Below are 23,083 nucleotides of genomic sequence, written 5' to 3'. Positions count from 1 at the left end.
CAGGCCATTATGGCAGGCGGGGATTTACCAGGTCAGGAAATAACGCGCGGCGCCGACAGGTCATCTTTCTGGATGGCGGCTTTCAACATCCCGTTCAGTTGCAAAGCGATATGGTGAGAGGTATCTGTCAGCAGGTAAAGGTGATGCTCGGCGAAGTCGGGCAAACCCGACCCTTGCACGAATGCCAGCGATGTATCGCCGCTCTCAAGCCCTTCGACGATACCCACCGCCAAGCCGCTGCGCATGCACGCCAGCACTGCATGCCAGTTGGCGCTTTCCAGCAGGATACGGTAGGCAATGCCGTGAGCCTTCAATGCCTGCAAGGCCGCTTCCCGATACGGGCAGCCCTTCATTTGCAGTGCCAGCGGCAATGGGCGGCTGGCATCGTATGCAAAGCCAGGCGCGGCGGCCCAGCGTGGCTGGGTCGAGCGCAGCCACTCACCTTGCTGCCAGCGGTCACTGCTGACGGCCACTGCCAGGTCCAGCCGCTGGCGCGCAAACAGGTCGATGAGTTCTGCGCTGGAGCATGCCACGGCTTCCAGCTCCAGTTTCGGATTGCTGGCTACAAACACCGGCAAAAAGTCGCTCATCAGCTTGGCGGCGTAGCCATCGGGTACGCCCAGGCGCACCTTGCCGGTGATCTGCTGCGTCGACAGCGTCGCCAGCAGCCGGTCATGGGCCATCAAGAAGCGTGTGGCTTCACCCAGCAAATGCCGGCCTGCCGTGGTCAGTTCCACCGACTGGTTGCTGCGGGCGAACAATTGTTGGCCGACCTTTTCCTCCAGCTTCTGGATCTGAGTGGTAACTGCCGAAGGGCTGCGGTGAACGTAGTCGGCTGCATCTTTGAAGCGGCCAAGCCGGGCTACTGCCTGGAAGGTTCGCAGTACGTTTATGTCGAGGCCTTTGCCCATGTAACCACCTCATTTGGTTGGATCGAACCAGCGCTTCGATTTAATCAACTGTACAGGCTTTATAGCCCTTCTTACCTTGTGGTTGCAGCACGGTCGCCCCTCGAAAATGCAATGGAATGATACTGATGAGCCTGAACGACTTCGTTGTAGATGCCCTCGTACACACCCCGACCTACCAGAATGCACGGCTTTGGACTGTCGAGAATCATGAGAAGTACTCGACGCTGCTTCAGCCTGATTCAGGGGCTGAAGCCGAGCATCGATTCAATCACGAAATATTTCTGCTTATGCGCGCCTTGAATGAGCAAGGCCTGGATGAAGATGGGTTGTGTGCCGACACGCAAGGGCAGGGTGCGCTCAAGAGCGTCATTTGCAAGGTTGCCGAGCGTTTGGCGATGCTGGGCAGCGGGCGCAGTGTGCACTACGTCGAGCTGGGCCCCGAGCCGGTCAAAAGTACCTGCTTGCTCAAACGAATGGCCGAGACGTCCAGCTCCATCCGTTACACCGCCATCGATATCAACCAGACATCTGAACCCGCGATGAGCGATGCATTGCGCCCCATCGTGCAGGCTGATGGCAGCTTCAACTACATCGCTGCCGACTACCGCACCGTGACACATGATTCCTTGCGTCACGACCAGGAGCTCACCCTGATCACTTTACTCGGATTTCAGGAAGGCAATGAGCTGCCGGTAAGTACGGGCAGGCTGATACGCAACCTGGCAGGAGAGTCCACTTACATACTTTCTGAAATGCAAGTGTATGAACAAGGGCTGGAAGGCGCGATTCTTGCGTTTTATGCCAACAGCAACATGCTTCAGTTCTCGCGCATGGTTGCACTGCAACAAGGTTTCATACCTTCGGGTGAGCACGAAGCCATCCTTGTGCCTTTACGTACTCTGGATGAATCGATCCATGTAGCCGTGACCCTCCAGCCCGTGCAGCGCTTTCACGAGCATGGATACCTGTTGACCAACATCTGCCTCAAATACACACCCGAACAGTTTCGTCGCATTCGAGCCCGCCACTGCAACTGCAGTGTGGTCGATGAATTCGCCAGCGGCGACGGCACGGTGCGCTATCAGATCGCCAAGTACCTTCAGTAGGGGCCACACAGGGACAGACACATCATGAACCTAGACACCTTACCCTTGTTCGAGCGCGGCATCGGGCGCGTGAAGCTGGCGCTCAAGTCAACCTTGAAACGCACACTGCGGCCTGCACCAATGTGCCTGACCGAGCAGAGCGTTTGGCGGGATGATTTCCTCTGCCAACATGGACCCACCGTCAGCGACACCCGGACACTGGGAGAGCTTGGGTATGGCCAGAGCCCGCACGCAAATATTGCAGTAGACAGCATCACCGGCGCAGCGGTTGTCCATCGGCTGCTAACGCCGGAAGGTGTCGCGGTTTTGCAAGGTATCTGCTCACGTCTGGAAGAGCGCGCGGGTGACAGTGACTGGATCATTTCCCGGCGCACGCGGGGTGTGACGGCGCTGTCGTCGTTCATCAACGACATGATGTGCAGTCGCTCATTTCTTCTCGCTGTCTCGCGTGTTGCTGGCGTACCGCTTGTGCCTTACCCGATGCTCAATGCTCGCTCGCAGATCAACTACTTCTACCCCAAGCCTGCAGAGCAACAGCAGCAATTGGGCATGTGGCACACGGATGGCACCAACTATGTGCTGAACATCGTGCTCTCGGGCGCCTCCGACTATAGCGGCGGCGAGTTCCTGTTCCACAACGGTACTGTCGACAGCTTTGATGCCCTGGATTACCGGACCTTCGAGACCGCGCAGCTCGCCGATCCTGGCGATGCCCTGTTCATCTACGGCAGCCGATTGTTCCACGGTGTTCGCCCGGTGCTCAGCGGGCGGCGCATGTCACTTGTGTTGTCATTCCATTGTCCTTATTTCACCGATGACTCCAACCGGTTCTGGCACCTGGCCTCCGACGACGGAATACCCGCTACTATCCCCAACTGGTTGAAGTTGCGGTGGGCTTTGCAGCGCTCGGCTACCCGGCAATTTGCTCGAATAGGCATCGCGCCGATTACGTTCGAGGAATTGCGTCACACGGAGCCTTGATCATGCTAAGCAGTGCGCTTTACCTGATCCTGCTTCAAGCCATCTTTGTCCTGTCCTGGAGTTCGGGCTTTATTGGTGCCCGCATGGGGACGGAGGACGCAGGTGCGATAAACCTGTTGTTCTGGCGATTCCTGCTGGTCTGCGCCTGCCTGCTGCCCTTTGTCTGGCACCGGTTGCGTGTGCTGACATGGGCGCAGATCCGCTACAACGCGGTGATTGGTTTTCTGGCCCAGTTTGCGTATCTGGTCAGCGTTTACATCGCCATTCGCGGTGGGCTGCCGGCAGGGATTGCTGCCATCATTTGCGCGCTGCAACCACTGATCACGGCATCGATGAGCAACAAGGACCAGCAAGAGCGCAGTGGCCTGCAGGAGTGGTTAGGGCTTGGGATCGGGTTTGCCGGTGTCAGCATGGTTATCCTCGGCGAGTACAGCCTGTCTACGACCCGCCTTGACCCTTGGCTGTACGCCCTGCCGCTGATCGCCGCGATCACGCTCTCCATCGCCACGCTCTATCAGCGGCGGCAATCGGTCATGGCAACGGGCCACAGCAAGGACGGGTTGCTGATGCCGTTGTTCCTGCAATCGACTGCAACGCTTTTACTGCTCACCGCTACAGGCTTGCCGTTTGGCTTGATCGAAGTCCCTGCTAGTACGCAGGTGTGGGCGGCCGTTGCATGGCTGACATTGTTTTCGACCTTCATTGCCTACTTGAGCCTGTGGATATTGTTGACCAGGCTATCGGCTACCCGCGTATCGGCACTGGTCTACCTGGAGCCGCCGGTCACGTTGTTATGGGCCGCGTTGATGTTCGGGGACGCAGTTCATTGGACAACTTATGTGGGTATCGCGGTAGTTGCGGCAGGCATGGCCATCACTCGCAACCCGCACAGGCCAAGGCGGGCGGCGAGTGTGGAACACGGTAGTCCGCCTTAGAACCACCCGTCCTGCATGGCGAGGCAAGTGTCGTCGCGCGCCTCGAGCAATACCAGTTCGTTATGGCAGCCTGGCACTTCCCAGGTCAGGAAATAACGTGCGGCCTGCAGCTTGCCCAGGTAAAAACCGCGATCACCAGCAGTTCCCTTGAGTAGGCCAAGCTCGGCGTGAACTGCCTGTTCCAGCCAACGCCAGCCGATCACGCTGTGGCCGAAGGCCTTGAGATACACAGCCGAGTTGGCCAAGGCGCCAGCGATTTTGCCTTGGGCCATGTCGCCGAGCAGGGCCAGGGTTACGACTTGCAGGCGGCTGACCAGTTGCTCCAGCGGCTGGCGTAGCGGGTCAAGGTTGGGGTGATGGCTGGCGCGTTCGGCAGTGGCAGCGATCAGGCGGATCAGCTGCTTGAGGCCGGCACCGTTGTTCTGCGCCAGCTTGCGGCCCAGCAGGTCAATCGACTGGATGCCCTCGGTGCCTTCGTGGATCGGGTTCAGGCGGTTGTCGCGGTAGTACTGTTCCACCGGGTACTCGCGGGTGTAGCCGTGGCCTCCGAGGATCTGGATTGCCAGTTCGTTGGCCTTGAGGCAGAAGCTCGAAGGCCAGGATTTGACGATCGGAGTCAGCAGGTCGAGCAGTTCCTGAGCTTGCTTGCGGGCGCTTTCGTCGCTGGCGGTGTGGGTGTCGTCGAACAGGCGCGCAGCGTACAGGCCCAGGTCGAAGGCGCCTTCCACATAGGCCTTCTGCGCCAGCAGCATGCGCTTCACATCGGTGTGCTCGATGATCGGCACGGCCGGGCTCTGCGGATCCTTGTTGTCCACCAGGCGGCCCTGCGGCCGCTGGCGGGCGTATTCCAGCGAGTACAGGTAGCCAGCGTAGCCAAGCATCACCGCGCCCATGCCGACACCGATGCGCGCTTCATTCATCATCTGAAACATGCACGCCAGGCCCTGATGCGGTTGTCCGACCAGATAGCCGACGCACTGGCTGTTGTCGCCGAAATTCAGCGCGGTGGACGTGGTGCCGCGCCAGCCCATCTTGTGAAACAGCCCGGCCAGCAGCACGTCATTGCGCGGGCCACGGCTGCCGTCCTGGTTGACCAGGTACTTCGGCACGATGAACAGCGAAATGCCCTTAACGCCAGGCGGTGCGTCCGGCAGCTTGGCCAGCACCATGTGCACGATGTTTTCCGACAGCTCGTGGTCGCCGCCAGAGATGAAGATCTTGTTGCCCTTGAGCAGGTAAGTGCCATCGCCAGCCGGTTCGGCGCGGGTGCGGATATCGGCAAGCGACGATCCCGCATGGGGCTCGGTCAGCGCCATGGTGCCGAAGTAGCGGCCTTCGATCATTGGCTGCAGGTACAGGCGCTTCTGCTCCTCGGTGCCGAAGCTTTCGATCAGGTTGGCCGCGCCCATGGTCAGGAACGGGTAGGCCGTGGTGCCGGCGTTGGCTGCCTGGAAATGGGCGAAACAGGCTTGCGAGACCAGGCTGGGCAGTTGCATGCCGCCGACTTCGAAGTCGCGATTGGCGTTGAGGAAGCCGGCTTCGAGGAAGGCATCGACGGCGGGCTTCACCTCGGGGATCAGCTCGGCGCGGCCGTCCACATAGCGCGGCTCGTTTTCGTCGGCTTTGCGGTTGTGCGGGGCGAAGAACTTTTCGGCGATGTTGCGCGCGGTGGTCAGGGCTGCGTCGAAGGTCTCGCGGCTGTGCTCGGCGAAGCGCGGGCGCTGGGTCAGGGCTTCGGCGTCGAGGACTTCGTACAGTTCGAAGTCGAGGTTGCGGGGGCTGAGCAGGGTCTCGGGCATGGTGGCGGTCCTTGGGCGGGCGTCAGCCGAGTCTAGGTGTGGCTCATTGGGGTAGCTACCATGATTGATCCAGATGATGGCTGGTCACAGCCAGCATGTTTAGGTGTTGTGCAGCTATCGGAAGAATCTGACTTATTCCTCGGAAGTGTATGGCATGTTTTCAGGAGGAATAAATATCCAATAGCAAGCTCTATTCGCGCCAAGAGTTGCTGATGATGCTAGAGCAAGAAAAGTTCCCGGTTGCTGAGGGGCAGCAATTTTTTACAGTGTCGTTAAAGAAGATTGCTGTCGTTAGCTTTTTTACATTTGGTTGGTATTGGCTTTATTGCTTCTATCGGAGCTGGGTATCGCACAGAAAGTATTCTGGAGAGCGAGTGTTACCCCTGGTGCGTGCATTCTTCGCTGTATTTTTTATTTATGCGCTGCTGACGTCAGCGGGAAAGTCAATTCGACTTTCACAGTTGCGAACTGGCTGTGGATGTCATTAGGCCTGTTGGTTTGGCCTAGTATGGTTTTCCTGACTCTATTGGCTTTGCTTATGGGCGTCGATCTAGGCAGCGTTTGAGTGGCTAGGTAGTCGCCACAACGATGTCGATCTGACTCTCCCAACCTCTCAAGATATGCGTCCATAAAAAAGGAGAGCCGAAGCTCTCCTTTTTCATCAATAACCCCGCGCCTTAGCCAATGGTCATCAAGCTGGCGTTACCGCCCGCCGCCGCAGTGTTCACACTCACCGCCCGCTCGATTACCAGGCGCTCCAGGGCAATCTGGTGGTCACCGCTGGACAGCCCGTGCACCCCGACGATCGCGCCAGAACGCTTGGCCACCTGCTGGCACACGCCGCGCAGTTGGTCGGAGTCGCCATGGTGGATCACGGCGTCGAACGCCACTTCGTCCTTGTTCCAGTCCGCCACCAGCTTGACCTTGGCCTGCAGCTCACGCGGCAGGCGGCCGCGTAGGGCCTTGCCAGGTTCTGCATCAGCCCACACCGCCGAGCTACCCACCGCCAGCACGGCAGCGAACTGCGCCAGCAGGTCGGCTTCGTTGTCTGCCAGGCACAGCACGTGCTCGCGCGGCAGGATGGTGTAGGTGTTGCGCTCGCCGGTCGGGCCGGGCAGCAGGCGGGCGATGCCGCTCTGCGACTGGCTGGCGAACTGGCTGCACAGGGCGGCCAGGTCGGCTTGCTGGTTGCTTTCGGCCCAGGCCTTGAGGGCGTGCAGCGGCTTGATCAGCTGGTCGTGCAGGGCACGGTCCGGCTGGCCATCGCCATCCTGCTGCTGGAAGTGGCGGCCGATCGCGTCGGCCGGGCGGGTCGACAGCAGGCGGTACAGGTACAGCGGGCCGCCGGCTTTCGGGCCGGTGCCGGACAGGCCTTCACCCCCGAACGGCTGCACGCCCACCACGGCGCCAACGATGTTGCGGTTGACGTACATGTTGCCGGCATTGGCGGTTTCCACCACCTTGGCGATGGTTTCGTCGATGCGGGTGTGCACGCCGAGGGTCAGGCCGTAGCCGGAAGCGTTGATCTGCTCGATCAGCTGGTCCAGGTTGCGGCGGTTGTAGCGCACCACGTGCAGCACCGGGCCGAAGATTTCACGCTTCAGTTCGTCGAAGCTGTCCAGCTCGATCAGGGTTGGCATCACGAAGGTGCCGCGCTTGATCTCTGCCGCATCGGCGATAGCGACTTGATAGACCGTGCGGCCTTTCTCGCGCATGCCCTGGATGTGCTTCTCGATACCGGCCTTGGCTTCGGCGTCGATCACCGGGCCAATGTCCACGGCCAGGCGGTCCGGGCAGCCCAGGCGGCTTTCGGCCATGGCGCCCTTGAGCATTTCGATCACGCGGTCGGCGGAGTCTTCCTGCAGGCACAGCACGCGCAGGGCCGAGCAACGCTGGCCGGCGCTGTCGAAGGCCGAGGACACCACGTCGATCACCACCTGCTCGGTGAGTGCCGAGGAGTCGACGATCATGGCGTTCTGGCCGCCAGTTTCGGCGATCAGCGGGATCGGCCGGCCCTGGTTGTCCAGGCGGCCAGCGACATTGCGCTGCAGCAGGCGGGCAACTTCGGTGGAACCGGTGAACATCACCCCTTTGACGCGCTCGTCACCGACCAGGCCGGCGCCGACGGTTTCGCCGCGACCCGGCAGCAGTTGCAGCACCCCTTCAGGAATACCGGCTTCCAGCAGCAGGCGTACGGCCTGGGCTGCGATCAGTGGCGTCTGCTCGGCGGGCTTGGCCAGTACCGGGTTGCCGGCCGCCAGGGCGGCGGCCACCTGGCCGCTGAAGATTGCCAGCGGGAAGTTCCACGGGCTGATGCACACCACCGGGCCCAGTGGGCGGTGGGCGTCATTGCTGAAGTCGTTGCGTGCCTGCACCGCGTAGTAGCGCAGGAAGTCCACGGCTTCACGCACTTCAGCGATGGCGTTGGCGAAGGTCTTGCCGGCTTCGCGGATAAGCAAGCCCATCAGCGGCTGGATTTCGGCTTCCATCAGGTCGGCGGTGCGCTCGAGGATCGCGGCACGCTCGGCTGGCGGGGTGGCCTGCCAGATTGGCGCAGCGTTCAGTGCGCACTGGATGGCATTGTCGACGTCGGCGACAGTGGCTTCCTGCACGTGGCCGACCACGTCGCGGTGGTCCGCCGGGTTCAGTACTGGCACGGCTACCGCTTCACTGGCGGCGCAGGCCAGCATCGGGGTGGCTTTCCAGTCATTGTTGGCCGTGGCCAGCATGGCGCAGGACAGCGACGCCAGGCGGTGTTCGTTGGCCATGTCGATACCGGCCGAGTTGGCCCGCTCGCTGCCATACAGGTCGCGCGGCAGCGGAATGCGCGGGTGTGGCAGGCCGATGCTGCCTTCCTGGGTGCCCATGCGCTCGATGCTGGAAACCGGGTCGGCGACCAGTTCCTGGATGGAGATCGAGTGGTCGGCGATGCGGTTGACGAACGAGGTGTTGGCGCCATTTTCCAGCAGGCGGCGGACCAGGTAGGCCAGCAGGGTTTCGTGGGTGCCGACCGGTGCGTACACGCGGCACGGACGGTTCAGCTTGCCTTCGGAAACCTTGCCCACGACTTGCTCGTATAGCGGCTCGCCCATGCCGTGCAGGCACTGGAACTCGTACTGGCCTGGGTAGTAGTTCTGGCCGGCGATGTGGTAGATGGCCGACAAGGTGTGGGCGTTGTGGGTAGCGAACTGCGGGTAGATGGCTTCCGGTACGGCCAGCAGCTTGCGGGCACAGGCAACGTAGGACACGTCGGTGTACACCTTGCGGGTATACACCGGGTAGCCTTCCAGGCCTTCGACCTGGGCGCGCTTGATTTCGCTGTCCCAATAGGCGCCTTTCACCAGGCGGATCATCAGGCGGTGGCGGCTGCGCTTGGCCAGGTCGATGACGTAGTCGATCACATACGGGCAGCGCTTCTGGTAAGCCTGGATGACGAAACCGATACCGTTCCAGCCAGCCAGGGCCGGCTCGAAGCACAGGCGCTCGAGCAGGTCGAGGGACAGCTCCAGGCGGTCGGCTTCTTCGGCGTCGATGTTCAGGCCGATGTCATATTGCTTGGCCAGCAGGGTCAGCGACAGCAGGCGCGGGTACAGCTCTTCCATGACGCGCTCGTACTGGGCGCGGCTGTAGCGTGGGTGCAGTGCCGACAGCTTGATCGAGATGCCAGGGCCTTCATAGATGCCGCGGCCGTGGGAAGCCTTGCCGATCGAGTGGATCGCTTGCTCGTAGGAGGCCAGGTACTTCTGCGCGTCATGTTCGGTCAGTGCGGCTTCGCCGAGCATGTCGTAGGAGTAACGGAAGCCTTTGGCTTCGAAGCGGCTGGCGTTGGCCAGGGCTTCGGCGATGGTTTCGCCGGTGACGAACTGCTCGCCCATCAGGCGCATGGCCATGTCGACGCCCTTGCGGATCATCGGTTCGCCACTCTTGCCGATGATGCGGGTGAGCGAGGAGGTGAGGCCGGCTTCGTTATGGGTGGAGACCAGCTTGCCGGTCAGCAGCAGGCCCCAGGTGGCGGCGTTGACGAACAGCGACGGGCTGTTGCCCAGGTGCGGCTGCCAGTTGCCGTTGCTGATCTTGTCGCGGATCAGGGCGTCGCGGGTACCTTTGTCGGGGATGCGCAACAGGGCTTCGGCCAGGCACATCAGTGCCACGCCTTCCTGGGACGACAGGGAGAACTCCTGCAGCAGCCCCTGGACGATGCCGGCACGGCCGCCAGCACTTTTCTGGTTACGCAGTTTTTCCGCGATGCCGGCAGCCAGCTTGTTGGTAGCTTCGGCCAGTGGCGCGCTCAGGCGCGCCTGCTCCAGCAGCATCGGCACGACTTCCTGCTCGGGGCGGCGGTAGGCGGCGGTGATCGCCGAGCGCAGTACCGACTGCGGCAGGATGCTCTCGGCAAATTCGAGGAAGCACTGGTGGGCGTGGTCTGGCTGGACTTCGCCAGCGTCATCGGCCAGGTTGTTGGCGTGACCGTTGAGTTCGGTCAGGGTGGCGCCACCCTCGAGCTTCTCCAGGTAATTGAAGATCGCTTGCTTGATCAACCAGTGCGGCGTGCGGTCGATGGACTGCGCAGCTGCTTTGAGTCGCTCACGGGTCGGGTCGTCAAGTTTGACCCCAAGGGTGGTCGTCGCCAATTTCTTATCCTCATTATTGCCACGGTTGTGGCTTAAGCTGCGCCAAGATTAGCTGTAGGCGTTTTCGGGTGCAACCAGGTGCAACCCGATTTTTTTGAGGAAAAGGTGCAACTCGTCTGAGGAAGCTTCCTACAGATTAAAAAGCGTTCATAACCGTGCGTTTTCTTATGAAAAACTGTGTTTTTGCTCCTAAAGGGAGCAAAAAATAGGATTTTTCGCAAAGCGCACGGGTGGGTGCAACTTGCAAATGAAAAATGGTTGCACCGACTTTGCGTTGTTGCATAGCATTCGCCGCCTGGGTGCAACCATCGTCAAGAAGGTTGCGCATGAGATAAAAACAAACGCCAGGGCACACGCATGGGCAATCCACTAACGATCACCTTCGTGATCTACATCGCGGCAATGGTGCTGATCGGTTTCGCGGCCTATCGCTCCACCAACAACCTTTCCGACTACATCCTCGGCGGTCGCAGCCTGGGTAGCGTGGTCACCGCACTCTCTGCCGGTGCTTCCGACATGAGCGGCTGGCTGCTGATGGGCCTGCCGGGTGCCATCTACTTCTCCGGCCTTTCCGAAGCCTGGATCGCCATCGGCCTGACAATAGGCGCTTACCTGAACTGGCTGTTCGTCGCTGGCCGTCTGCGCGTGCAGACCGAGCACAACGGCGATGCGCTGACCCTGCCGGACTACTTCTCCAGCCGCTTCGAAGACCACAGCGGTTTGCTGCGGATCATCTCGGCGATCGTCATCCTGGTGTTCTTCACCATCTATTGTGCCTCTGGCATCGTCGCGGGTGCGCGCCTATTCGAAAGCACCTTCGGCATGTCGTATGAAACCGCCCTGTGGGCCGGTGCTGCGGCTACCATCGCCTACACCTTCATCGGTGGCTTCCTGGCGGTCAGCTGGACTGACACCGTGCAAGCCTCGCTGATGATCTTCGCACTGATCCTCACCCCGATCATCGTGCTGATTTCGACAGGTGGCTTCGACACCACCTTCCTGGCCATCGAGGCGCAGAACCCTGCACACTTCGACATGTTCAAAGGTGCAACCTTCATCGGCATAATTTCGCTGATGGGCTGGGGCCTGGGTTACTTCGGCCAGCCGCACATTCTGGCGCGCTTCATGGCCGCCGATTCGGTCAAGTCGATCGCCAAGGCGCGTCGCATTTCCATGACCTGGATGATCCTGTGCCTGGCCGGTACCTGCGCCGTGGGCTTCTTCGGGATCGCCTACTTCTCGGCGCACCCTGACTTGGCTGGCCCGGTCACCGAGAACCATGAGCGCGTGTTCATCGAGCTGGCCAAGATCCTGTTCAATCCGTGGGTCGCCGGTGTGCTGCTGTCGGCTATTCTGGCAGCGGTGATGAGCACCCTGAGCTGCCAGCTGCTGGTTTGCTCCAGCGCCCTGACCGAAGACTTCTACAAGGCCTTCCTGCGCAAGAACGCTTCGCAGGGTGAGCTGGTGTGGGTCGGCCGCCTCATGGTGCTGGCCGTTGCCCTGATCGCCATTGCCATGGCAGCCAACCCGGAAAACCGCGTGCTGGGCCTGGTGGCCTACGCCTGGGCCGGCTTCGGTGCGGCCTTCGGTCCGGTGGTGCTGATTTCGGTGCTGTGGAAAGGCATGACCCGTAACGGCGCGCTGGCCGGTATCGTGGTGGGTGCCCTGACCGTGATCCTGTGGAAGAATTTCGACACGCTCGGCCTGTACGAAATCATCCCTGGCTTCCTGTTCGCCAGCATTGCCATCGTACTGGTGAGCAAGCTGGGCAGCCCGTCGCAGGCGATGGTGCAGCGCTTTGAAATCGCTGACGCGGCGTATCACGCTGACAAGTAAGGCGGATGTCCGCCGGCTTGGCGGGAGCTGATAGTCGGTAGCGAGTTATCGGCACTTGGCCGGCCAAACGCGAACGGCCCGGACAACCTTGTTGTTCGGGCCGTTCGCGTTTTCAGCCAGGGCAGATTACAGCGAGAACGCCAGGCGAGTGCCTTCGAACGCCATGCCATTCCTTGGGCGGATCACGGCGCCGTATTTTCCGGCAGCGTATCCGTCCAGGCTGACAGCCCAGGCATCAGTGTTGGAGCTGGGCACGACCAGGGTGTCGACGCTGCCGTCGGGCCTGGTCAGTTCGAGAGTGGCGGTGTATGGCGCATTCATGATGCCGAGCTTGCCTTTTAGTGTGGGTGTCGCAGACTTGTCGAGTTCAATGGAAGCTTTCATGCGGTTTACTCCGGTTGGTGGAGCCGCGATTGTTGGTCAGTGGCGGACCGGGAAAAATCTGGAAAGTATTCCCGCGCGCTGCATGTCGTAGCGGTCAGAGGCGCCATGAAGGATGCCGATCGACTGCCCACCTGACGTCGTCAGCCTGACAGGGTAAACTTGCCACCCCCGCAGGAGTTGCCATGAACTATCGTCACGCCTTCCACGCCGGCAACCACGCCGACGTCCTCAAACATATCGTGCTGACCCGCCTCATCGCCCTGATGTCGCGCAAGGAGCAGCCGTTCGCCTACATCGATACCCATGCCGGCCTCGGCCTGTATGACCTGCAAGGCGATCAGGCGACTCGCACCGGCGAGTACCTGGAAGGCGTCGCCCGCCTGTGGAACCGCGATGACCTGCCGGCCATGGCTGCGGACTACCTGCGTATCATCAAGCGCCTGAACGCCGATGGTGAACTGCGCTACTACCCAGGTTCGCCCGAGCTGGCGCGTCGCCTTATGCGCGAGCAGGACCGTGCACTGCTCAACGAAAAGCACCCGGAAGACGGGCCGCTGCTCAAAGAGAACATGAAGAAAGACCCGCGTGTGGTGGTGCATCTGGGCGAAGGTTGGCATGTGCCGCGGGCACTGCTGCCTGTGCAGGAAAAGCGCGCGATCATGCTGATCGACCCGCCGTTCGAGCAGGCTGACGAGCTCAAGCGCTGCACCACCTCGATGAAAGAGGCGATCAGCCGCATGCGCCAGACCGTCGCGGCCATCTGGTACCCGATCAAGGACCAGCGCTCACTGACCCGCTTCTACCAGGACCTGACCAGCACCGGTGCGCCGAAGCTGCTGCGGGTCGAGCTGTATGTGCACCATCAGGACAGTCCGCAGGGCCTCAACGGCTCGGGCTTGGCAATTGCCAACCCGCCGTGGGGGCTGGAGGAGGAGCTGCGCGAGCTGCTGCCTTGGCTGGCCAAGGAGCTGGCGCAGACTGCTGGCAGCTTCCGCATGGACTGGCTGATCGCCGAATAAGCTGCGTCGCGATCCCCTATGGGAGCGGCCTTTCGCGACGCACGGCCGCTCCTACAACGACCGCGCAGTCGGTGATGTTTGCGTTATAATCTCGCCCTTTAGCCGCCACCCGCCCATGAGGCCGCTGGCGCATCTCTACCGAATGAAGAGGCTAATCCCTTGGCATTGACGATTCTTGGCCTGTCCGGCGCCCTTAGCCATGACCCTTCCGCGGCCCTGTACATTGACGGCAAACTGATTGCCGCCGCCGAAGAAGAGCGCTTCGTGCGTGACAAGCATGCGAAGAACCGCATGCCCTACGAGTCGGCGAAATTCTGCCTGGAGCAAGCCGGCATCAAGCCGTCCGACGTTGACGTGGTGGCCATTCCGTTCGCCCCGATCAGCCTGTTCGGCAAGGCCCGCTGGCACTACGCCAAGCGTTACTGGTACGCCCCGGACCGCGCCCTCGACGCGATCCTGATGGGCAACCGTCGCTACAAGCGCTACCGCAAGAAGATCGTCTGGTGCCTGGAGCAGCTGGGCTTCGACCCGAAGAAGATCAAGATCGAACCGGTCGAGCACCACCTGGCCCACGCTTCCAGCGCCTACCACTGCTCGGGCTTCAAGGAAAAGACCGCGATCCTCGGCATCGACGGCAAGGGTGAGTACGCCACCACTTTCTTCGGCTACGGCGAAAACGGCAAGATCCACAAGATCAAGGAATTCTTCGACCCGGACTCGCTGGGTGGCCTGTACGGCGCAATCACCGAATTCCTCGGTTTCGAGATGCTCGACGGCGAGTTCAAGGTCATGGGCATGGCGCCGTACGGCGACGCCAGCAAGTACGACTTCTCCCGCCTGGCCAGCTTCGAGAACGGCGAACTGGTGATCAACACCGAGTACGCCAACGTCATCGGCCTGCGCCGCCATAAAGAGAAGGGCAAGGGCTTCTACTTCTCGCCGAAGCTGATCGAATGGCTGGGCCCCAAGCGCGAAGGCGACATCGCCGACGAGCCGTACATCCACTACGCGGCCAGCATGCAGGCGTTGTTCGAGAAGATCGCCCTGCAGATGATCGACCATTATCTGGGCGACACCCTGCGTGAAACCGGCAAGCTGGCCTTCGCCGGCGGCTGTGCGCTGAACGTCAAGCTCAACCAGAAGATCATCGCCCGTCCTGACGTCAAGGAACTGTTCGTCCAGCCGGCTTCCGGCGACGCCGGTACCGCCGTCGGTGCCGCAGCCTACGTTTCCCACGCCCGTGGCGTGCCGGTCGAGAAGATGGAACACGTCTACCTTGGCCCGTCGTACTCCAACGAAGACGTGATCGCCGCCTGCGCCCGTCACCCGAACGCGCCGAAATGGCGCAAGCTTGACGACATGCCGCAGCGCATCGCCAGGATCATGGTCGAGGGCAACCCGGTGGCCTGGTTCCAAGGTCGCATGGAGTTCGGCCCGCGTGCCCTGGGTGGTCGTTCGATCATCGGCTGCCCGAGCGTGCCGGGCGTGGCCAACCGTATCAACGAGCAGATCAAGTTCCGCGAACGCTGGAGACCTTTCTGCCCGTCGATGCTCGACACTGTCGCTCCGCAGATGATCAAGGTCGACCACCCGGCGCCGTTCATGACCTTCACCTTTGAAGTGGCTGAAGAGTGGAAGACTCGTGTGCCGGAAGTGGTCCACGAAGACGGTACCTCGCGTGCCCAGGTGCTCAAGCGCGAGTACAACCCGCGCTACTACGACATGATGAAGGCGCTGGAAGACCTGACCGGCAACGGCGTGTCGCTGAATACCTCGCTGAACCGCCGCGGCGAGCCGATGATCTGCTCGCCGACCGATGCGCTGAACATGTTCTTCGGTTCGGACCTGCAGTACCTGATCATGGAAGACATCCTGGTCGTGAAGGACGGCGCCGCCGCCTATGACCAGCCGCTCTGAAACGCGGATCCTGCAGTTCTGCCATGGCTATGACGGGCCGTTCCTCGATTGTGCCCGTCAGTACGCCAGCCTGTTCCAGGGCAGCGGCTACAAGGTCACCACCGTGTTCCTCACTGGCGCCGCCGACCCGCAGGTTGCGGCAGGTTGTGCGTCGGACGAGGTGCTGTTTCTCGAATTCAGCTCCAAGGCCGTGCGTGGCCTGAAGCTCGGCGCGATTCGTGCCCTGCGGCGCATCGCGGCCGAACGCAATTTCAGCTTCTGCATCGCTCACCGTTTCAAGCCGATCTATGTCGCGCTGTTGGGCACCGGCTTGCCGGTGATCGGCGTGCACCATGCGTTCGGCGACTATGAGCGCAAGGGCCGGCGCCTGTTCGCCAACCTGTTCAGCAAGCGCCTGAGCCTTCTGGGCGTGTCGGATGCGGTGCGTGACGACATGCGTCGCTGCCTGCCGCAGTGGCCGGCCGAGCGTATCCAGACGCTGTACAACCGTATCGATATCGACGCCCTGCAAGCTGCCCTGGTGCCCCGTGCCGAGGCCCGTGCGGCGTTGGGCCTGGATGCCCAGGCATGGGTGGTCGGCAACGTTGGGCGCCTGCACCCTGACAAGGACCAGGCAACCTTGCTGCGTGGCTTTGCCGAGGCGCTGCCGGGCTTGCCAGCCGGCGCACGCCTGGCAATCCTGGGCAAGGGCCGCCTGGAAGCCAAGCTCAGGGCTCAGGCTGCCGAGTTGGGCATTGCCGCGCAGGTGGACTTCCTCGGCCAGGTGCCGGATGCCCGTCGCTATTTCCAGGCCTTCGATGTATTTGCCTTGAGCTCCGACCATGAGCCGTTCGGTATGGTCCTGCTCGAAGCCATGGTCGCTGGCGTGCCCGTGCTGGCCACGGCCTGTGGCGGTGCGCGTGAGGTGGTCGAGGGTGTTGGCGTGCTGTTCCCGCTGGCCGATGCAGGGCAGCTGGCGCAGGGCCTCAAGCACATGGCTACGCTGGATGAACAGCAACGTGAAGCCTGCGCCGCGCACATGCTGCGGCGCCTGCACGAGCGTTTCTCCGACCAGGCCGTGCGCGAGGCGTTCTGGCAGTTGCCACAGGTTCGTGCGCTGGTGGAGAAGGCTTGATGCTCAATCGTATCCAGGCCTTCCGCGAGCGCGGTTGGCAGGCCATCGATGCGCCAGCCTACGCCGAGGCGTGGGCGCGTTTCGGTGGCAGCGTCGCGACGCATCCGTTGGTGGTCGAGCAACTGGCTGACCTGGCACAGATTCCGGTGCGTTATCTGGGCTGGTACCAGGCGGGTGAACTGAAAGCCGCCATCCCGACCTGGGGGCGTCATCTGGCGTTGTCCAAGGACGTGCTCAAGCAAGCCGGCAAGAAGGCGCTGTTCGACCTTGGCAATGCCGAGCTCATTCTGCCGGCAGCGGCTGATGCCCACGCGCCGTTGCGCCATGCCGCACGCTATCTGTCCGAACTGAACCAGGGCCGCTTCAGCGGCCTCAAGGTGCAGAAGGAGCAGTTGGCCATGGCCCGCGCCCATGAAGACCTGTCGAAGAAATTTCGCTACAACCAGCGCCGCGAATTGCGCCTGCTGGAAGAGGCGGGCGGCGTGGTGCGCCCGATCGACGACTTCAGCGCGCAACAGATTGCCGCCATGTATTGCGACCTGTTCCAGCGCCGCTGGGGCTTCCCGGCCACCGGTGCCGAGCGCATGGCCGATGTGCTGGAGCGCCTGCGCGAGCTGCTGATTGGCTCGGTGCTGATGCTCGACGACAAGCCCATCGCCATCCAGCTGGTGTATCGCGTCGAAGCGCCCGAGTGGATCAGCGTTGAGTACATCAACGGCGGTGTCGACCCGGAAACCAAGGCCTTCAGCCCGGGTAGCGTGCTGAGCTTCCTCAATACCCAGGCGGCCTGGGAAGATGCCCGGGCGCGCAACAAACCCCTGCGCTTTTCGTTCGGCCGTGCCGACCGTGAGTACAAGGACCGCTGGTGCAACCCTGTGCCGGTATTCCAGGCGTGAGCCGCAAGCAGCAGTTGCTCAAGCGCCATCGGCGTAACAAGCGCCTGGGCTTGCTCGCCAGCCTGATGGTGCTGGTGGCGCTGGGTGTCTTTACCTGGTGGTGGCTGCCGCTGTTGCTGCTGCCGCTGCTCTGGGCCGCGCACGAAGCCTGGTTCGCCGATCACCTGTTCTATGCGCCTGGCGAGGATTACGCATACCGCTTCGGTGAACTGAGCCACGAAGCGCCGGCCATGTTGAGCGACGGGCAGCTCAAGGTGGACGCGGCGTTGCAAGGTGATGAAACCCTGGTGCTTGAAGTTCGGGTCAAAAGTGGTTGGCTGGGGCGCTTCCTCGATCCACGGGTCGAGTTGCACGGCAGCGAATGCGCGGATCGGCAAACCTTCGAGCGCGGTGTCGATGGCCTTCGCTTTCTCAACCTCACCGGTATGGCTGGGCCTTTGCAGGCTGGTACGCTGCGTCTGCGTGGGCGCCATTGCCGGCTGCAGGGTGAGCCACGCCTGTGGATAACCCCCAGCGTCGAGCTTCAGCGCCGCCGCGTGATGGTCATCGCACCGCATGCCGATGATGCCGAGCTGGCGGCTTACGGCTTGTACAGTCAGGCCGACGAGACTTGGGTGGTAACCCTGACTGCGGGTGAGATCGAGGCCGAGCACTATCAGCAGATGGGCATGGGCAAGTCGGAGGCTGCCCGCTTGAAGGGTCGCCTGCGCGCCTGGGACAGCATCGCCGTACCACGCTGGGCCGGCGTGCCCGAGTCGCGCTGCGTGCAGTTGGGGTATTTCTGCCTGCAACTACCTGCCATGCAGGCCGCCCCTGATCAGCCTGCCGCGTCCCGCGAAGCGGACATGGCCGATATTCGCCCGTTCCGCCAGTTCAACCCGTTCCCACTGCCGGGCGATCGCGATGGTGCGCCAACCTGGCACAACCTGCTGGCCGACCTGCAGGCACTGCTGGAAATGGCCAGGCCTGAAGTGCTGGTCATGCCGCATCCGCAACTTGACCCGCACCCCGACCATATCTGCGCCCAGGCGGCTGTCATGGAGGCCCTGCAGGGTCTGGCCTGGCAACCGCAGACGCTGCTGTGCTACGCAAACCACCTGCATGACAACGACCGCTGGCCAATGGGCGACAGTGGCGATGGCGTGGCTTTGCCGCCGCAATTGAGTGCCGAGCAGGCCTGGGCGCCGTGCAGTTTGCTGCTGGATGTGGAAACCCAGCGGGACAAGGCCATGGCCTTGGGCATGATGCACGACCTGCAGCCCCCTGCTCCGTTCAAGCGCCGCCTGCGTCGCTTGCTGCAGCGCTGGCTGGCGGGTCGCCGGCCGTCGCCTTACGGGGAGAACGAGTTCTTCCGCAAGGCCGTGCGCCGGCATGAGTTGTTCTGGCGGCGTGAGCTGTAAACCCGACCGCGATGGCGCAGAGCGCCCAAGGAAAGCAATGAAAGTCCTATTTCTGGTACAGAAGGAACAGCGCGCGATCCTCGATCGCCTGTACGACGGCGTCGCGGCCAACTGCGAATGCGACCTGCGCTGGCTGACCAGCGAAGACCAGCGCAACCTGCGCCGTTACTTCAAGCGTGAAGTGCAGGTTGAGCGTTATGACCGTATCGTCTTCTTCCTGCGCTTCAAGCAAGAGATCCGCCAGGCCGCCTTCATCCGCACGGTACCGAACCTGGTCATTCTCGAGCACGACGCCTACCAGAACTACATCCCTTGCAAGTACACCGGCAAGTTCAGCGCGCATTATCGCAAGCTGCCGTGGGCGCGAGTGATCAGTTCGGGCTTCATGGTCAGTGAGCGCCTTCGCCAGGAGGGCTTCGATGCGGTATTCGTGCCCAAGGGCTACGATGAGCAACTGCTGACCGACCAGGGCCGTGAGCGCGATATCGAACTGGCATTCGTCGGCAGCACCAACAGTGTTGCCTACAGCGGGCGCAAGGCGCTGCTGGACGAACTGGGGCAGGTCGAGAAGCTGGTGGTCACCCGCACCAAGTCGGGCGAGGACTACTGCAACACGCTCAACCGTATCCAGTACTTCGTCAGTGCCGACGTAGGCATGGGCGAGTACATGATCAAGAACTTCGAAGCCATGGCCTGCGGCTGCGTGTTGCTCGCCTATGACCAGGGCGAAGCAGAGAATCGCGCGCTGGGGCTGCAGGATATGCACAACGTCGTGTTCTATGGCGACATTCCGACGTTGCAGGCAAAGTTGCGTATCTTGCGCGACGATCCAGCTCTCGCACAGCAAATCGCCAGAAATGGGCGCGAACTGGCAGTGTCGCGCTTCAGTTTTGCTGCCGTTGGGAAAAGCATCGTGGAGCATATGCGCCCGGCGCTGAGGCCCCGTCCGCCGTTGTCCGCGTGGCAACGCTTGCGCCTGAAACTGGGCTTCTGATCTGAATATTCCAGCCTATGCTGGAAAAAGGGTGCTTTCCCGGCGGTACGCCGGGACAAGACCGGCATTGACGCGGTGCTTGGGCACCCCTGTCGGCACGGGATCAACTTTTTCTGTCAATGACGTTGCAGTCCCACTTGGCTTGCACGGGAGAGCGGCGCTATCGCCATGAATATTGTCAACATGATGTGGGCAGGCGGTTCTCCGTACATGTCCATCCATAAAGTTCATCAACAGGTGCTGTCGCAAGCGGGAGCCGACGCCCGCATCAGTAACTGGCTGCTGCTGGGCGGTGAGCTGTGCCATGGGCAAGGAGCCACGCGTGTATGGCACATGCCGCAGCGAGCGCTGAAGGGCAAGCATCTGTGGCGCCTTTTGCGTCCCTGGCTGCGCCTGCGCCTGCGCAGGGCGCTGGAGGCGGCGGGGGCCGAGGTGATCCTGCTCGACGGCGTTGGTGTCGCACGGCTGGTGTTGCCAGTCCTGCAACACATCCCCGAGGTGCGGGCCAAGGTGCTGTTCCATGGCATGACCCGCCTGACCGCCAGTGATGTCCAGTTGTTGAACCAGCTTCCCGCGGAGCGTTTGAGCATCGCGGCGGTCTCTCGCACCCTCGCGCAATCCCTGGAGCAAGACATTGGCCGGCCCGTGCAGACACTGCGCATGGCGTTCGACCCGCAAGCCTTCACCAGGCCGCTGCTCAGTCGTGAGCAGGCGCGCAAGGCGCTGGCACTACCGGATACCGGTGGCCCCGTGCTCGGCGCGGTGGGCCGGCTGGTCGAAAGCAAAGGTTTCGAGATGCTTATCGAGTCATTTGCCAAGGCGACTGAGCGCCAGCCAGGTATGCGGCTGGCGATTGTCGGTGATGGCCCGCTATGCGCGAGCCTGCAGGCGCGGATCGATCGGCTGGGACTGGCTGGTAGCGTACATCTGTGTGGGCATCATGATGACTTGCAGCAACTGTACCGAGCGTTTGACTGGCTCTTGGTGCCTTCGCGTGCCGAAGGCCTGGGGCTGGTGGTGCAAGAAGCCGTCATGGCGGATGTGCCGGTAGTCTGCAGCGACTTGCCGGTGTTCAGGGAGCAATTGCAGGCGTCGGGCTGCTACCTTCCGGTTGGCGATGTGGAAGCCTGGGCTCGGGAGATCGCGCGCTGTGATGTGCCCCGAGCGCTGGCGATGGCCGCCCGGCAGCGGCAGACGCTGGCGCCGGAGGCGGCATGGCAGGCGTTCTGCGATGGATCGCACAGCCTGCTGCGCGGTTGAGTTCAGCGCGCCAGTAAGGCTGCTTCGAAGTCGGCGAGGGGGAATCGGTCACCCAGATTCTCCCGTTCGATGTAACGCACCATGTGCTGCACGTTGCGGCGGATCATGCGGGCGGACAATGGCGGGCGCAGGAAGCGCATATCCGCTACGTCGATCAGGCCGAGGCGCTGGTCAGGAGTGACGACCACATTGCCCAGATGCAGGGAGCGGAAATAGATGCCACTGCGATGAAGGTGGCGAATGAGCTCGATCAGGCGGGGCAGGTAGTGATCCCAGCTGAAGTCGGCGTCGCGAGACATTTGCAACAAGGTGCGTCCTGGCAACGGGCGATAAAGCACCGCTGTTCTGCCCGGTACGTCGAGTTTGTGCTGGCTGATCACCTCAAGGGTAGGGATGCCCAGTTGTGCAAGGCGTGCGGCGTTGTCGACGAAGCGTTGCGAGTAGGGGCGCAGCAGCGCAGATGAAATCAGGCGCTTGCGGCGAAAGACCTTGAGGAAATTACCATCGCCAAGCAGGTAGACTTTGGCGCCATGACTGTCAGCCTCCAGTATCTGGGCACCAAGTATCAGCTGATCGAAGTCGAGCTGGGAGAGCCGGGAGCATTGCATGAGTTGAGCCTTGTCATCTGGCGAGCAAATTGACCGGCAATAATGCCGAAAATAATGCCGTAGCACCAATGCATGGTGTCGTTGATTGACCGAGGGGACCTATGGTCTACGAGAAAAACTGGGTTCAGGCCTGGTTGGGTGTTGGTTTGGTGTGGTTCTTAGGGGCGATCGCCCTGGCGCCTAGTAACAAGGTTTATCAGCAAGGTCTGGTTGTGTTTCTGTGGGTGCCCATGCTGCTGCTGGCATGGCCTGCTCGGCGGGTGCTGGTTGAAGCCTGGCGACGCCAACCGGCGCTATGGGGCAGCATTATGTTGCTGATGGTGTGGGGGCTGATCAGCCTGGCCTGGACTGCTGCCGAAGATGCCAGCCGCGAGGCCAAGCGCTTACTGTACATTTTCGTTTTCTTGCTCGCGTTCCCTGTGCTGGCACAAGCCGGCAGCGCCCGTGTTCGGCACTTGTTGCAGCTTGGAGCCGCTGCACTGGCTTTCGCCGCATTGCTGTCGATCGTGCATTTTTATGGCCTGCAGTCCATGCCTTTGACCGGGCGGCTGGCCGGTATCGGCGGTATTTCGCACCCGATTCTCGGCGCCTATGTGGTGGCCGCCGGAGCGCTGTTGCTGTTGTACCAGATGCCTCGGCAACGGCTTGCCCAACTGGGTTGGTTGCTAGCGCTCGCCTGCCTGGGGGCCTTCGTCGTGCTCAGTCAGAGTCGTGGTGCAGTGCTGTCCTTGCTGTTTACCCTGTTACTCGCGCCGCTTTGGTGTCGCGACCGGCTCAGCCGCGTGATTGCGATCATGGCGATGGTTACGTTCGGCCTGGCCATCTATTTCATGTATGACCTGCTGGCTGAACGTGGTGCGTCGTATCGCCCGCAAATCTTCGAAACGGTGCTGCACATGATCACTGCTCATCCGTGGGGCGGGCTGGGCCTTGGCTCCGGTTACACGGTAAGCGCTGCAGGCCTTGAGTTCGATCACTCCCACAATATGTTCACCCACGTTGCCTTGGAACTGGGCTTGCCCGGTATGGTGCTGTGGGCCGCAGTCTGGCTGTTTGCCCTGGGTGAGATCGCACGTGCCCGGCACACCCCGATGGGCAAGATCCTGTTTGGCCTGTGGGTCTTTTCGACCATGGCGATGCAGTTCGATGCTGCAAGCCTGACGGCTACGCCGCGCGCCGAGTGGTTCGTCAGTTGGCTGCCGGTTGCTCTGGTCATGTTGTTGCCATGGGTACGTGCCGAAAATGACGCCTGTGGTAAAATTTCCGGTTCAACCTGAACAGCGAGCTCGATG

At 61.8% G+C, this 23,083-nt stretch carries 17 protein-coding genes; 12 read left to right on the top strand and 5 right to left on the bottom strand.

Annotation, left to right across the window (positions count from 1 at the left end; translation table 11 throughout):
- Window positions 1–32: 32 nt before the first annotated feature.
- Complete coding sequence (locus BGP85_RS27025; RefSeq protein WP_103445946.1) at window positions 33–911, bottom strand: LysR family transcriptional regulator; 879 nt, start codon at window positions 909–911, stop codon at window positions 33–35.
- A gap of 125 nt (window positions 912–1,036) precedes the next feature.
- On the opposite strand from BGP85_RS27025, the gene BGP85_RS27020 reads away from it, so the two are divergent.
- From BGP85_RS27020 to BGP85_RS27010, 3 genes are read left to right on the top strand one after another with little or no spacing between them, the layout of a single operon-like run.
- Window positions 1,037–2,017 carry a hypothetical protein gene (locus BGP85_RS27020; protein WP_103445945.1) on the top strand — a complete coding sequence of 327 codons (981 nt, stop codon included), beginning with the start codon at window positions 1,037–1,039 and terminating at the stop codon, window positions 2,015–2,017.
- A gap of 24 nt (window positions 2,018–2,041) precedes the next feature.
- The gene (locus BGP85_RS27015; RefSeq protein WP_258035829.1) at window positions 2,042–2,998 is read left to right on the top strand and encodes a 2OG-Fe(II) oxygenase; all 957 of its coding nucleotides are present in this window, start codon (window positions 2,042–2,044) and stop codon (window positions 2,996–2,998) included.
- 2 nt (window positions 2,999–3,000) lie between these two features.
- Window positions 3,001–3,933 (top strand): DMT family transporter, encoded by a 933-nt coding sequence (locus BGP85_RS27010; RefSeq protein ID WP_103445943.1) that lies wholly within the window; start codon window positions 3,001–3,003, stop codon window positions 3,931–3,933.
- Here BGP85_RS27010 and BGP85_RS27005 read toward each other — a convergent pair.
- Together BGP85_RS27005 and putA are read right to left on the bottom strand one after the other, a co-directional pair.
- Window positions 3,930–5,732, bottom strand: a complete 1,803-nt coding sequence (locus tag BGP85_RS27005) for an acyl-CoA dehydrogenase (RefSeq protein WP_103445942.1) — start codon at window positions 5,730–5,732, stop codon at window positions 3,930–3,932. The genes BGP85_RS27010 and BGP85_RS27005 overlap by 4 nt on opposite strands.
- A 677-nt stretch (window positions 5,733–6,409) precedes the next feature.
- The gene (putA, locus tag BGP85_RS26995) at window positions 6,410–10,363 is read right to left on the bottom strand and encodes a trifunctional transcriptional regulator/proline dehydrogenase/L-glutamate gamma-semialdehyde dehydrogenase (protein WP_103445941.1); all 3,954 of its coding nucleotides are present in this window, start codon (window positions 10,361–10,363) and stop codon (window positions 6,410–6,412) included.
- Window positions 10,364–10,720: 357 nt separating this feature from the next.
- Between putA and putP the strand changes: the two genes are divergently transcribed.
- Window positions 10,721–12,199 carry a sodium/proline symporter PutP gene (putP, locus tag BGP85_RS26990; protein ID WP_103445940.1) on the top strand — a complete coding sequence of 493 codons (1,479 nt, stop codon included), beginning with the start codon at window positions 10,721–10,723 and terminating at the stop codon, window positions 12,197–12,199.
- A gap of 126 nt (window positions 12,200–12,325) precedes the next feature.
- Here the strand turns inward: putP and BGP85_RS26985 are convergent, their stop codons facing one another.
- Window positions 12,326–12,583 carry a hypothetical protein gene (locus BGP85_RS26985; RefSeq protein ID WP_103445939.1) on the bottom strand — a complete coding sequence of 86 codons (258 nt, stop codon included), beginning with the start codon at window positions 12,581–12,583 and terminating at the stop codon, window positions 12,326–12,328.
- Between the two features lie 182 nt (window positions 12,584–12,765).
- Here BGP85_RS26985 and BGP85_RS26980 point away from each other — a divergent pair, with 182 nt between their 5' ends.
- From BGP85_RS26980 to BGP85_RS26950, 7 genes are all read left to right on the top strand, one after another.
- On the top strand, window positions 12,766–13,602 hold the full coding sequence (locus BGP85_RS26980; protein ID WP_103445938.1) for a 23S rRNA (adenine(2030)-N(6))-methyltransferase RlmJ: 837 nt from the start codon (window positions 12,766–12,768) through the stop codon (window positions 13,600–13,602).
- A 159-nt stretch (window positions 13,603–13,761) separates the two neighbouring features.
- A complete protein-coding gene (locus BGP85_RS26975; protein ID WP_103445937.1) occupies window positions 13,762–15,519 on the top strand; it encodes a carbamoyltransferase family protein in 1,758 nt (585 codons plus the stop codon).
- Window positions 15,503–16,633, top strand: a complete 1,131-nt coding sequence (locus BGP85_RS26970; RefSeq protein ID WP_103445936.1) for a glycosyltransferase — start codon at window positions 15,503–15,505, stop codon at window positions 16,631–16,633. The genes BGP85_RS26975 and BGP85_RS26970 overlap by 17 nt, the downstream gene beginning before the upstream one ends.
- Window positions 16,633–17,529 carry an antimicrobial resistance protein Mig-14 gene (locus BGP85_RS26965; RefSeq protein ID WP_103445935.1) on the top strand — a complete coding sequence of 299 codons (897 nt, stop codon included), beginning with the start codon at window positions 16,633–16,635 and terminating at the stop codon, window positions 17,527–17,529. The genes BGP85_RS26970 and BGP85_RS26965 overlap by 1 nt, the downstream gene beginning before the upstream one ends.
- Window positions 17,526–18,929, top strand: coding sequence for a PIG-L deacetylase family protein (locus tag BGP85_RS26960; protein WP_103445934.1), 1,404 nt, complete (start codon window positions 17,526–17,528; stop codon window positions 18,927–18,929). Before BGP85_RS26965 ends, BGP85_RS26960 begins: the two co-directional genes overlap by 4 nt.
- A gap of 37 nt (window positions 18,930–18,966) precedes the next feature.
- The gene (locus BGP85_RS26955; protein ID WP_103445933.1) at window positions 18,967–19,923 is read left to right on the top strand and encodes a glycosyltransferase; all 957 of its coding nucleotides are present in this window, start codon (window positions 18,967–18,969) and stop codon (window positions 19,921–19,923) included.
- A gap of 168 nt (window positions 19,924–20,091) precedes the next feature.
- Complete coding sequence (locus BGP85_RS26950) at window positions 20,092–21,183, top strand: glycosyltransferase (RefSeq protein WP_103445932.1); 1,092 nt, start codon at window positions 20,092–20,094, stop codon at window positions 21,181–21,183.
- A gap of 2 nt (window positions 21,184–21,185) precedes the next feature.
- On the opposite strand, the gene BGP85_RS26945 is transcribed toward BGP85_RS26950, so the two are convergent.
- Entirely contained in the window at window positions 21,186–21,791 is a 606-nt protein-coding gene (locus tag BGP85_RS26945; protein ID WP_103445931.1) for a toluene tolerance protein, read from the bottom strand.
- Between the two features lie 101 nt (window positions 21,792–21,892).
- Between BGP85_RS26945 and BGP85_RS26940 the strand changes: the two genes are divergently transcribed.
- A complete protein-coding gene (locus BGP85_RS26940) occupies window positions 21,893–23,068 on the top strand; it encodes an O-antigen ligase family protein (protein WP_103445930.1) in 1,176 nt (391 codons plus the stop codon).
- The last annotated feature ends 15 nt before the right edge of the window (window positions 23,069–23,083 follow it).

Source organism: Pseudomonas putida (genome assembly GCF_002906855.1).
GTDB classification, from domain to species: Bacteria; Pseudomonadota; Gammaproteobacteria; order Pseudomonadales; family Pseudomonadaceae; genus Aquipseudomonas; species Aquipseudomonas putida_N.
The sequence above is the reverse complement of the archived record's forward strand: the minus strand, read 5'-3'. Positions and strand labels throughout refer to the sequence as shown.

Bases quoted from the DNA above. Each gene is read 5' to 3' on its own strand.
- putP (WP_103445940.1), top strand. From the start codon at position 10,721: ATGGGCAATCCACTAACGATCACCTTCGTGATCTACATCGCGGCAATG.
- BGP85_RS27005 (WP_103445942.1), bottom strand. From the start codon at position 5,732: ATGCCCGAGACCCTGCTCAGCCCCCGCAACCTCGACTTCGAACTGTAC.
- BGP85_RS26965 (WP_103445935.1), top strand. From the start codon at position 16,633: ATGCTCAATCGTATCCAGGCCTTCCGCGAGCGCGGTTGGCAGGCCATC.
- BGP85_RS27025 (WP_103445946.1), bottom strand. From the start codon at position 911: ATGGGCAAAGGCCTCGACATAAACGTACTGCGAACCTTCCAGGCAGTA.
- BGP85_RS27010 (WP_103445943.1), top strand. From the start codon at position 3,001: ATGCTAAGCAGTGCGCTTTACCTGATCCTGCTTCAAGCCATCTTTGTC.
- BGP85_RS27020 (WP_103445945.1), top strand. From the start codon at position 1,037: ATGAGCCTGAACGACTTCGTTGTAGATGCCCTCGTACACACCCCGACC.
- BGP85_RS26970 (WP_103445936.1), top strand. From the start codon at position 15,503: ATGACCAGCCGCTCTGAAACGCGGATCCTGCAGTTCTGCCATGGCTAT.
- BGP85_RS26985 (WP_103445939.1), bottom strand. From the start codon at position 12,583: ATGAAAGCTTCCATTGAACTCGACAAGTCTGCGACACCCACACTAAAA.
- BGP85_RS26955 (WP_103445933.1), top strand. From the start codon at position 18,967: ATGAAAGTCCTATTTCTGGTACAGAAGGAACAGCGCGCGATCCTCGAT.
- BGP85_RS26950 (WP_103445932.1), top strand. From the start codon at position 20,092: ATGAATATTGTCAACATGATGTGGGCAGGCGGTTCTCCGTACATGTCC.
- BGP85_RS26980 (WP_103445938.1), top strand. From the start codon at position 12,766: ATGAACTATCGTCACGCCTTCCACGCCGGCAACCACGCCGACGTCCTC.
- BGP85_RS26940 (WP_103445930.1), top strand. From the start codon at position 21,893: ATGGTCTACGAGAAAAACTGGGTTCAGGCCTGGTTGGGTGTTGGTTTG.
- BGP85_RS27015 (WP_258035829.1), top strand. From the start codon at position 2,042: ATGAACCTAGACACCTTACCCTTGTTCGAGCGCGGCATCGGGCGCGTG.
- BGP85_RS26945 (WP_103445931.1), bottom strand. From the start codon at position 21,791: ATGCAATGCTCCCGGCTCTCCCAGCTCGACTTCGATCAGCTGATACTT.